This is a genomic window from Streptomyces sp. NBC_01276, assembly GCF_041435355.1.
In the GTDB taxonomy this organism is placed as follows: domain Bacteria; phylum Actinomycetota; class Actinomycetes; order Streptomycetales; family Streptomycetaceae; genus Streptomyces.
This window is the reverse complement of the sequence record NZ_CP108442.1, coordinates 1,886,860-1,898,955: the sequence shown is the minus strand read 5'-3', so window position 1 is coordinate 1,898,955 and position 12,096 is coordinate 1,886,860. Positions and strand designations below refer to the sequence as shown.

Genomic DNA, 12,096 nt, shown 5'->3' with positions numbered 1-12,096 from the left:
CTTCAAGGATGGCGGCACCTGACCACGCGAAGGGAACAGCGATGAGCGAACAGCAGAACGAGAACCAGGCGGACACGGTCCACCGCGTCGTCCTCAACGACGAGGAGCAGTACTCGATCTGGTGGGCCGACCGCGACCTGCCCGCCGGCTGGCACGCCGAGGGCACCGAGGGCACCCGCGAGGAATGCCTCGCCCGGATCACCGAACTGTGGACCGACCTGCGCCCCGCGAGCCTGCGCCGCCGGATGTCCGCGGGTTCCGCCGCCTGACCACCCGGACGTGCGGGCCACCCGGGCGCCCCGGCCCCGGGAAGCGGCCGACGCCACCCCCGATCCCGATGAAGGAGAGAACGTGAACGACCGTACGCAGTCGGGATCCGCCCCCGGCCGTCTGCTGCTGCCCGGCCTGTTCAGGGCCCAGGCCGCCCGCACCCCCGAAGCCCCCGCCGTCCTCGCCACCACGGGGGCCGACTGGACCTACGCCGACCTGGAGCACCACGCCGCCCGCTACGCAGCCGCCCTGCGGGCCGGCGGAGTGGCGCCCGGCGACTTCGTCGGCGTCTGCCTGCCGCGCGGCCCCGAGCTGATCGCCGCGCTGCTCGGCGTCTGGTTCGCCGGCGGCGCCTACGTCCCGCTCGACCCGACCTACCCCGAGGCCCGGCTCGCGCTGGTCCTTCAGGACGCCGGCGCCACCGTGGTCCTCGCCGGTCACGGCACAGCCGCCCGCCTGCCCGCCGGACTCACCGTCCTGGACGTCGCCGACGCCCCCGACTCCGCCTCCGCCGCGGAGGCCGCCGGCTTCCCGCTCGCCCCCGACCCGGCCCGGCCCGCGTACGTCCTGCACACCTCCGGCTCCACCGGCCGCCCCAAGGGCGTCCTCGTCCCGCACGCCGGCATCGCCAACCGGGTGCGCTGGCTGGCCCACCGGCACAAGCTCGGCCCCGCCGACCGCTTCCTGCTCAAAACCACCGTCGGCTTCGACGCGGCCGGCCTGGAGCTCTTCTCCCCGCTGATCAGCGGGGGAGCGGTGGCCGTGGCCCCCCAGGACGCCGAACGCGACCCGGCCGCGCTGCTGCGCGCCGTCGGCGACCACAAGGTGACCGTCCTCCAGGGCGTCCCCTCCGTCTACCGGCGCCTGGCCGAACAGTCCGGCTGGGAGCGCGCCACCGCCCTGCGCCTGATCTTCAGCGCGGGCGAGCCGCTGCACGCCGAACTCTGCCGGGCCCTCGCCGAACTGGCCCCGCGCGCCGAGATCTGGAACACCTACGGTCCCACCGAAGCCTCCGTCGACATCACCGAGCACCGCTGGGACCCCGCGCAGGAGACCGGCGCGGTCCCCATCGGCCGGCCCATCGCCCACATGCGGGCCCTCGTCCTCGACCCGGCCGGCCGGCCCGTCCCGGTCGGCGTCCCCGGCGAACTGCACGCCGGGGGCATCGGCCTCGCCCTCGGCTACCAGGGCCGCCCCGACCAGACCGCCGAACGCTTCGTCCCCGACCCCTACGGCCCGCCCGGCGAGCGGCTCTACCGCACCGGCGACCGGGTCCGCTGGCAGGCCGACGGCACCCTGGAGTACCTCGGCCGCCTCGACCACCAGGTCAAGGTCAACGGGGTCCGCATCGAGACCGGCGAGGTCGAGGCCGCGCTGGCCGCCCACCCGTGGGTGCGCGGCGCCGTCGCCGCCGCGGTCCCCGACGGCGACGGCGGACACCGCCTCGTCGCCTGGGTCCGCTCCCGCGGCGAGCGGCTGCGCCCCGAGGAACTGCGCACCTTCCTGCGCCGCTCCCTGCCCGACCCGCTGATCCCGTCCGTGTACGTGCCCGTCGCCGACTTCCCGCTCACCGCCAACGGCAAGATCGACCGCTCGGCCCTGCCCGAGCCCGCCTCCGCGGCGGCCGAGGCGGAGACCGCGCACGTCCCCGTACGCACTCCGGCCGAGCGGGTCGTCGCCGAGCAGTGGGCCGCCCTCCTGGACATCCCCGCCGCCCGGATCGGCGCCACCAACGACTTCTTCCAGCTCGGCGGGGCCTCCCTGCTGCTGAGCCGGCTGGCGCAGGCCCTGACCGCCGCCTCCGGCACCACGGTCCCGCTGCGCGCCCTGTTCACCGCCACCACCGTCGAGTCGCAGGCCGCCCTGCTGGCCGACGCCCCCGCCCTCGCGGGCACCGCCACCCCGGACGCCGCCCCGGCCACCGCCGACGACGCCGTCCGGCCCGTGCCCCGCGGCGGAGCGGGACTGCCGCTCTCGCCGGGCCAGCAGGGCCTGTGGCTGATGGACCGGATGCGCCCCGGCAGCGCCGAGTGGAACGCGCCCGTCTTCATCACCCTGCCGCCCGCCTACGCCGACGACACCGTCGCGGCGGCCCTGCACGCACTCGCCGTCCGCCACGAGATCCTGCGCACCCGCTACGTCCTGCGCGGCACCGAGCCGGTCCAGATCGCCGACCCCACCCCGCGCGTCGAGCTGCGCGCCACCCGCGCCGAGACCGCCGAGGCACGCAACGTCCTGATCGAGGACGAGTTCAGCCGTCCCTTCGACCTGGAGAACGGGCCCGTCTGGCGGGCCCTGACCGTCCGCGGCGCCGGCTCCCTCCACCTGGTCCTGTCCATCCACCACATCGCCTGCGACGGCTGGTCCTCGGTGGTCCTGGAACGCGACCTGCTGGCCCTCGCCGAGGCCGCGCACCACGGCACCGACGCCGAGCTCCCCGCCCTGCCGGTCCAGTACGCCGACCACGCCGTCCACCAGCGCCGCCGCCTGACGGGATCCGCCGCGACCGGGGAACTGGCCCACTGGAAGCGGGCCCTGGAGGGGTCCGTCCCCGCCGACCTGCCCGCGGACCGGGCCCGTCCGGCCGTCCGCGACGGCGTCGGCGCCGCCCACGTGTTCACCGTCCCCGCCGCACTCGCCGACCGGGCCGCCGCCTTCGGGCGCGGCCACGGGGCCACCCTCCAGCAGACCCTGCTGACCGTCTTCGGGACGCTCGTCGCCCGGCTCACCGGCCAGTGGGACGTGCCGGTCGGCGTGCCCGTCGCCGGCCGGGAGCGGCCGGAGGTCGCCGACGTCGTCGGCTTCTTCCTGAACACGCTGGTGATGCGCTGCGACGCCCCGGCCGACGCCACCTTCGAGGAGGCGCTGATCCGGGTCCGGGACACCGCCCGCAGCGCCTTCGCCCACCAGGACCTGCCCTTCGACCGCCTCGTCGCCGAGCTCGACGACGCCCGCGACCCCGGCCGCACCCCCCTCTACCAGGTCATGTTCGACCTCCACGAGGAGGGCCGGACCGGCACGGCCGCCGCCGAGGGCGACATCGAGGCCTTCCGCGGGGCCTGGCGCAGCGCCCGTACCGACCTCACCTTCGTGCTCCAGCGCCAGGGCGACGGCTCCCTGCTCGGCCTGGTCGAGTACGCCACCTCCCTCTTCGACCCGGCCACCGTGGAGCGCTTCGCGGCCGGCTGGGTGCGGCTGCTGGAGTCCCTGGTCGACGAGCCGTGGGTGCGCCTGGACCGGGCCGCGCTGCTGCCCGACTCCCTGCGCGAGGAGGTCCTCGCCCTCGGCCCCGGAGCCCCCGAGCCCGGCACCGCCGGTGCGGCCGACGACCTCGTCCACACCGTGATCTCCGCCACCGCCCGTGCCAACCCCGAGGAGACCGCCGTCGTCTGCGGCGGCGAGAGCTGGACCTACGCCCGACTGGAGCGCCGTGCCGAGGCCTTCGCCCGGCGGCTCGGCGAACTGGGCGCCGGTCCCGAGACGACGGTCGCCGTCATGCTCGGCCGCACCCCCGACCTGATCGCCGCCTACCTCGGCGTCTGGAAGGCCGGCGCCGCCTGGGTGCCGCTCGACGCGGCCGCGCCGGTCGAACGCCTCGGCTACGTCCTGGACGACGCCGGGGCCCGGCTCCTGGTCTCCGACCTGGCGGGCGCCGCCCGGCTGCGCGGCCACCACGACGGGCCCTGGCTGGCCGTCGACACCGACGAGCGGCTCGCCGCCTTCGACGGCGCCCCGGCCGCCCCGGCCGACAGGGCCGGCGCCCCGGCCGCCGCGGGCAACGCGACCGGTGCGTCCGCCGCCCTCGCCGCCTGCAGCGACCCCGCACTGGCCGCCGACGGGATCGACGCCTGGTCCCGTACCGCACACCCGGGCGGGGCCCCGGCCGACGCGGCCCGGCTGGCGTACATCATGTACACCTCCGGCTCCACCGGGCGCCCCAAGGGCGTGGCCGTCGAGCACCGCACCCTGCTCGCCATGCTCCGCGCCTCCCAGGCCCACCTGGACTTCGGGCAGGGCCCCGACGACGCCTGGCTGGCCCTGGCCCAGCCCACCTTCGACATCTCCTGCACCGAGCTGCTGATGCCGCTCGTCGCCGGGGGCCGGGTGGTCCTGGCGCAGGAGCGGGACCTCGCCGACCACGCCGCGCAGCTGCGGCTCATCGAGGAGCACGGCGTCAGCCACCTCCAGGTCGCGCCGCCGCACTGGCAGATGCTGATCGACGCGGGCCTGGGCCGGCGCCCCCTCGTCGGCCAGACCGGCGGCGAGCCCTGCCCGCCCGCCCTGGCCCGGGACCTGTCCCGCCGTCTGCTGCGCTTCGTCAACGAGTACGGGCTCACCGAGACCACCATCGCCGCCACCCGCTGGGACGCGTACGACACCGCCGCCTCCGTCCCCGTCGGCCGCGCCTACCCGCACGTCACGGCCCGGGTCCTCGACGAGTACCTGGAGCCCGTTCCGTACGGCACCACCGGCGAACTGTGCGTCGGCGGATCCGGACTGGCGCGCGGCTACCACGGCCGCCCCGACCTGACCGCCGCCGCCTTCGTCCCCGACCCGTACGGGCCCCCCGGTGCCCGCCTCTACCGCACCGGCGACCGCGCCCGGATGCTGCCCGACGGCACCCTGGAGTTCGCCGGCCGCGCCGACGGCCAGGCCAAGATCCGCGGCCGCCGCGTGGAGACGGGTGAGGTGCAGGGCGTCCTCGCCGAGCACCCGGGGGTCGCCCAGTGCGCCGTCGTCGTCCACGGCACCGGTTCCACGGCCGCGCTCATCGGCTACTGGGTCCCGCGCGGCGACAACCCGCCCGGTGACGGGGAACTCCTGGACCACTGCGCCCGCCGCCTGCCGGACTACATGGTCCCCGCGCTGCTGGTGCCCGTCCCGCGGATCCCGCTCACCCGCCACAACAAGGTGGACGTCAAGGCCCTGCCCGCCCCCGACCTCGCCGCCGCCCTCTCCGACGAGCCCTACACCGCGCCCGAGGGCCCGGTCGAGGAGATCGTCGCCGAGATCTGGGCCGAGGTCCTCGCCGGGGAGGACGGCACCACCCGCCGGATCGGCGCCCGCCAGGGCTTCTTCCGGATCGGCGGCAACTCCGTCCTCGCCGCCCGCGTCATCGCCCGCCTCCACGAGGAGTTCGACGTCGAGATGCCCCTGCGCGCCGTCTTCGAACACCCCACCGTCGCCGGCCTCGCCGCGGCCGTCGAAGAAGCCGTACGCACCGAGATCGAAACCCTCGACCACGCCGAACTCGCCATCGCCCACAGGGAGTACCAGCCGTGACCGCACCCACCGCACCCACGCAGGAAGAGCTGCGGGCGGAACTGCTGCGCCGACGGCTCGCCGGACGCGCGGGCCGCACCGCGGGCCGCGGCCCCGCCCGCACCGGGATCCCGCGCGCCGACCGGGAGGCCCCGCTGGCGCTCTCCGCCGGCCAGCGCCAGCTGTGGTTCCTCCACCAGCTCGACCCGGACAGCCCCGAATACCTGCTGCCGCTCGCGCACCGGCTGCGCGGCACCCTCGACGAGAGCGCCCTGCGCCGCTCCTTCGACGCCCTGGCCGCCCGCCACGAGATCCTGCGCACCCGCTACCTCCTCGAAGGCGGCGAGCCCCGGCAGGTCGTCGACCCGGCCGGCCCCGTCGACTACGCCGTCAGCGAGGTCACCGGCATCGACGCGGCCGACCGCGACGCCGCCGCGGCCGCCTTCGCACAGGCCCGCGCCGGCGAGGTGTTCGACCTGGCCGCAGAGGCCCCGCTGCGGGTCCGCCTGCTGCGCCTCGCCGCCGACGACCACGTCCTGGTCGTCGTCATGCACCACATCGCCTGCGACGCCCTGACCCGGCCGCTGATCCTGGCCGACCTGGCCGCCTGCTACCGGGCCGCCGGCACCGTCACCGGTCCGCTGGACGGCGTCCTGCCCGAACCCCCCGTCCAGTACGCCGACTACGCGGCCTGGCTGAACGCCCGCCAGTCCGGCCCCGCGGCCGAGGCCGCCCTCGACTGGTGGCGCGGACAGCTCGCCGGCACCGAACCCCTCGGCCTGCCCACCGACCGGCCCCGCCCCTCCGTCCGCGGCTGGGACGGCGCCGTCGCCGGGTTCGACGTGCCCGCCGAGGTCGCCGCCCGGCTGCGCGCCCTCGCCGAACAGGAGGGCGCCACCCTCTTCATGGTCCTGCTCAGCGCCTACCAGGCACTGCTGGGCCGCTACACCGGCAAGCAGGACGTCGCCGTCGGCACCGCCGTCTCGGGCCGCACCCGCCCCGAACTGCGGCAGATGGCCGGCTACGCCTACAACAGCCTGGTGCTGCGCGGCCGCTGGCAGGGCGACCCGGCCTTCCGGGAGCTGCTCGCCGGCAACCGCACCACCGTCCTGGACGCCTTCGACCACCAGGACACCCCCTTCGACAGGATCGCCGACGAACTCGAACCCGAACGGGACCTGTCCACCACCCCGCTCTTCCAGGTGATGTTCGACCTCGCCTCCGGCCACGGCTCCGACAGCCCCGACCTGCCCGGCCTCACCGTCACCCCGGTCGCCGCCAGCGGCCGCATCGCCCGCTTCGACCTCACCCTGCACCTGTCCGAACGCGCCGACGGCTCCCTGCACGGTGCCCTGGAGTACTCCACCGACCTGTTCGAGGCCGCCACCGCCGAGCGGATCACCGGCCACTACGCGGCCCTGCTCGCGGCCGTCGCCGAACGGCCCGGCGCCCCCCTGTCCACCCTCGACTTCCTCGGCGCCGCCGAGCGCGCCCTCCTGCTCGACGGCCCGGCCGAACCGGTCGGCGCCCCCGTGGACGCCGCCGCCCTGCGGCCCGTCTTCGAGACCATCGCCGACCGGATCGAGGCCACCCCCGGCGCGGTCGCCGTCCGGCACGCCTCCGGCGAGCTCACCTACGCCGAACTCGACGCCCGCGCCGACCGGTTCGCCCGCCGCCTGGTCCAGCTCGGAGTCCGCCCCGACGACACCGTCGGCGTCCTGCTCGACCGGGGCCCCGACCTCGTCGCCGCCCTCCTCGGCATCTGGCGCGCCGCCGCCGCCTACGTGCCGATCGACCCGGGTTACCCCGACGAGCGCATCGCCTTCATGCTCGGCGACACCGCCACCCGCCTCGTGATCACCCAGGCCCGCCACGCCGGCCGCTTCGACGGCCCCGGCCTCGTCGTCGTCGACGACCCGGCCGAGCGGGCCGCCCTGGCCGCCGCCGAGGCCGAACTGCCCACCGCGTACGACCTCGACCAGCTCGCCTACGTCATCTACACCTCCGGCTCCACCGGCAAGCCCAAGGGCGTCCTCATCGGCCACCGCGGCCTGGCCAACTACCTCACCTGGACCGCCGGCGCCTACGCCACGGCCGGCACCGGCGGCGCCCCACTGTTCTCCTCCGTCGCCTTCGACCTCGGCGTCCCCGACCTGTACGCCCCCCTGATGACCGGCCAGGCCGTCCACCTGCTCCCGCAGGACTTCGACACCGCCGACCTCGGCACCCTGCTGGCCGACGGTGGACCGTACGCCTTCATCAAGCTCACCCCGGGCCACCTCGACCTGCTCTCGCAGCAGCTCACCGACGGGCAGATCCGCGACCTGGCCGGGCTGGTCATCGCCGCCGGCGACTCCTTCACCCACCGCCTCGCCGAACGCTGGGCCGCCGCCGCGGGACCCGGGGGCACCCGCCTCGCCGCCGAGTACGGACCCACCGAGATCACCGTCGGCAACTCCGCCCACTTCCTGCCGGCCGACGGCACCGCCCACGGCCCGGTCACCACCGAGCTCGTCTCCATCGGCCGGGCCGTCCCCAACACCACCATGTACGTGCTCGACGAGCGGCTGCGCCCGCTGCCCCTGGGCGTCCCCGGCGAGGTGTGGATCGGCGGCACCGGACTGGCCCGCGGCTACGCCGGCCGCCCCGACCTGACCGCCGAACGCTTCCTGCCCGACCCCTACGGCGCCCCCGGCGCCCGCATCTACCGCACCGGAGACCTCGCCCGGGTCCTGCCCGACGGCAGCCTCGACTTCGTCGCCCGCATCGACCACCAGGTCAAACTGCGCGGCTACCGCATCGAACTCGGCGAGATCGAGACCGCGCTCACCGCGCTGCCCGCCGTGGCCGAGGCCGTCGCCCTGGTCCGTGAGGACACCCCCGGCGACAAGCAGCTCGTCGCCTACCTGGTCCCCGCGCCCGGCGCCGCCGACGCGGACCTCGCCCCCGCGGCCCTGCGCGACGCGCTCGGCGAGGCCCTGCCCGCCTACATGGTCCCCTCCGCCTACCTGCGCCTGGACGCGCTCCCGCTGACCGCCAACGGCAAGCTGGACCGCCGCGCCCTGCCCGCCCCCGGCCGCGAGGCCACCACCGTCGGCGAACACGTCGAGGCGCGCGACGCCGCCGAAGCCTCCATCGCCGCCGTCTGGGCCGAGGTCCTCGGCCTGGAGACCGTCGGTGTCCACGACAACTACTTCGACCTCGGCGGGGACTCCATCCGCGCCGTCTCCCTCGTCGGTGCCCTGCGCGAGGCCGGCTGGGAGACCAGCGTCCGCGACGTCTTCGAGCACCGAACGGTCGCCAAACTGCGCGCCGCCCTCGGCGACCAGGCCGGCGACGGCTCCGCCGAGCGGGCCGACGGCCCCGTCGCACCCTTCGCCCTGATCGGCGAAGAGGACCGGATCACCCTGCCGCAGGGCGTCACCGACGCCTACCCGGTCTCCCGGATCCAGGCGGGCATGCTCGTCGAGATGCACGGCCGCAGCGGCGAGAACCGCTACCACAACATCACCTCCTTCCGGATCCGCGACGAACTCCCCTTCGACCCGGCGGTGTTCCAGCGGGCCGCGGACCTGATCGTCGAGCGCCACGAGGTGATGCGGACCTCCTTCGCCCTCTCGGGCTACAGCGAACCCCTCCAGCTGGTGCACGAGGCCGGCTCCGTATCGATGCCCTGCCTCTTCGAGGACCTGCGCCACCTGCCGCGCGAGGAGCGCGAGTCCACCCTGTGGTCCTTCGCCGACCGCGACCGCGAGGAGCTCTTCGACCTCACCGCGGCCCCGCTCATGCGGATGGCCGTCCACCTCGTCGACGACGAGAGCTGGTGGCTGTCCATCACCGAGTGCCACCCGGTCATCGAGGGCTGGAGCTACCACTCCCAGCTGATGGAACTGCTGCGCGCCTACCGGGCGATCCGCACCGGCGGCGAGCCCGACCCGGCGCCGCCCGTCCCGGCCGTCCGCTACGCCGACTTCATCGCCGGCGAACTGCGCTCCCTGGAGTCCGCCGAGGACCGCGACTACTGGCGCGGACTCGTCGACGGCCACGAGAAGTTCACCATCCCCACCGGCTGGGCCGGCGACCCGCGCGGCGCGGACGAGCGCTACCGCATCGACCTCGAACTCGGCGACGTGGAGCCGGGCCTGCGGGCCCTCGCCTCCGCCGCGGAGGTCCCGTACAAGAGCGTCCTGCACGCCGCGCACAGCAAGGTCCTGGCGATGCTCACCCGGGCCGGGAGCTTCCGCGGCGGCATGGTCGCCGACGCCCGCCCCGAGGAGGCCGGCGCCGAACGGGTCTCCGGCATGTACCTCAACTCGGTGCCCTTCCCCTACCGCAAGGGCGCCGCGACCTGGGGCGAGCTCGCCCGGGAGGTCTTCGCCCGCGAGGTCGAACTGTGGCCCCACCGCCGCTACCCGATGCCCGCCATGCGGGTGGCCGGCGGCGAGAGCCACCTGATCGACGTGCTCTTCCACTACCTGGACTTCCACCAGGTCGACGTCGAGCTCATCGACATCATGGCCAGCCGCGACGACAGCCCCAACGAGTTCCCGCTCGTCGTCGGCACGCCGGTGCGCGGCCACCTCTCGATCGCCTCCCGCACCCGGACCCTCGCCAAGGCCAACGCCGAGCGCCTCGCCGCCCTCTACAAGGCGGTCCTCACCGACATGGCCCGCACCGGGGCCGGAGGCGACGCCCGCGGCGGCTTCCCCAACCACCAGGAGCACTACCGCCTCGCCGCGCCCGCCCTCCCGCACCCCGAGACCCCCGTCGAAGCCCTCGCCGGCTTCGAGGCGCAGGCCGCGCGCACCCCGTGGGCCACCGCCCTCACCGGCGCGGGCACCCCGGACGGCTCCGGCACCTCGTACGCGGAACTGGACGCACGGGCCAACCGGATCGCCCGCCGCCTGCGCGCGCTCGGCGCCGGCCCCGAGACCCGGGTGGCCGTCCTGCTGGACCGCGGGCCGGAGCTGGTCGCCGCCCTGCTCGGCGTGTGGAAGGCCGGTGCGGCGCAGCTGCCGGTCGACCCCTGCACCCCGGCCGCCCGGCTGTCCGCGCTCGGCTTCGACCTGGCGCTCACCCAGGGCGCGTACGCCGACCGGTTCGCCGGGACGACCGGCGCCGGGCGGATCCTGCTCGCCGAAGAGGTCTCCCAGGAGGGCGACGACGGCCCGCTGGGGCTGGACCTGGACCCCGACCGGCTCGCCTACGTCCTGTACACCTCCGGCTCCACCGGCACCCCCAAGGGCGTCGAGATCAGCCACCGCTCGCTCGCCCACTACCTCGACTGGGCCGTACGGGCCTACGCCGAGACCGGCTCCGGCGGCGCCCCCTGGTTCACCTCGGTGGGCTTCGACCTGGGCCTGCCCGCCCTGTACGCGCCGCTGATGACGGGGCAGCCGGTGCGCCTGCTGCCGCAGGACTGGCAGCCGGGGGAGTTCGGCCCGCTGCTGATGGCCGGGGCCCCGTACGCCTTCGTCGGCCTCACGCCCGGCCACCTCCAGCTCCTGGAGGCGCAGCTGAGCGACTCCGAGCTCGGCGGCCTCGCCGCGATCGCGGTCTGCGCCGGCGACGCCTACCCCACCGCGCAGGCGGAACGGGTCGCCGCCCGCATCGCCGCGGCCGGCGGGCGGATGCTGCTCGGCGCCGAGTACGGTCCCACCGAGGCCACCGTCGCCGCGACCTTCGGCCACGTACGCCCCAACACCCGGCGCACCCTGGTCCCGCTCGGCTCCCAGCTGCCCGGGGTGCTGCTGCGGATCCTCGACGACCGGCTGCGGCCCGTGCCCGACGGGATCACCGGCGAGGTCTGGCTCGGCGGCGAGGGACTCGCCCGCGGATACGCCGGGGCGCCCGCCCTGACCGCCGCGTCGTTCCTGCCCGACCCGTACGGCCTCCCCGGCACCCGCATCTACCGCACCGGGGACCTCGCCCGCATCCTGCCCGGGGGAGTGCTGGAGTTCACCGGCCGCGCCGACGAGCAGGTCAAGGTGCGCGGCCACCGCGTCGAGCCCGGCGAGGCCGAGGCCGCCCTGACCGCCGACCCGGCCGTCCGCGAGGCGCTCGTCACCCCCGTGGACGCGGCCGACGGCGGCAAGCGGCTCGCCGCCTGGGTGGTCCCGGCCGACGGGCATTCCGTCGAGGTCCCCGCCCTGCGCGACCGGCTGCGGGCGGTCCTGCCCGCCGCCGCCATCCCCGCCGCCGTCACCGTCGTCGACCGGCTCCCGCTGACCGCGAACGGCAAGCGGGACAAGGCCGCCCTGGCCTCGCGCCGGGCCACCGCGACGCCCCTGCCGTACACCGCCCCGCGCACCGACCTGGAGAAGGTGCTCGCCGAGGTCTGGTCCGAGGTCCTCGGCCTCGAACAGGTCGGCGTCCACGACGACTTCCGCGACCTCGGCGGCGACTCGCTGCTCGTCGCCCCGCTGCTCGTCGCCGCCCGCCGGCACGGGCTCACCCTCGACCTCGCCACCGCGCTGCGCAACCACACGGTCGCGCGGACCGCCGCCGCACTCGAAGCCGCCGCTCCCCACACCGGCGCAGACCACCCCGAGAAGGGCTGATCCG

General features: G+C 76.0%; 3 protein-coding genes. All 3 read left to right on the top strand.

Features of this window, described 5'->3' with window-relative positions; genetic code table 11:
- The first annotated feature begins 41 nt into the window (after positions 1-41).
- Positions 42-269, top strand: a complete 228-nt coding sequence (locus tag OG295_RS07900; RefSeq protein WP_266843120.1) for an MbtH family NRPS accessory protein — start codon at positions 42-44, stop codon at positions 267-269.
- Positions 270-351: 82 nt separating this feature from the next.
- Positions 352-5,553, top strand: a complete 5,202-nt coding sequence (locus OG295_RS07895; RefSeq protein WP_371676239.1) for an amino acid adenylation domain-containing protein — start codon at positions 352-354, stop codon at positions 5,551-5,553.
- On the top strand, positions 5,550-12,092 hold the full coding sequence (locus tag OG295_RS07890) for an amino acid adenylation domain-containing protein (protein ID WP_371676238.1): 6,543 nt from the start codon (positions 5,550-5,552) through the stop codon (positions 12,090-12,092). Before OG295_RS07895 ends, OG295_RS07890 begins: the two co-directional genes overlap by 4 nt.
- The last annotated feature ends 4 nt before the right edge of the window (positions 12,093-12,096 follow it).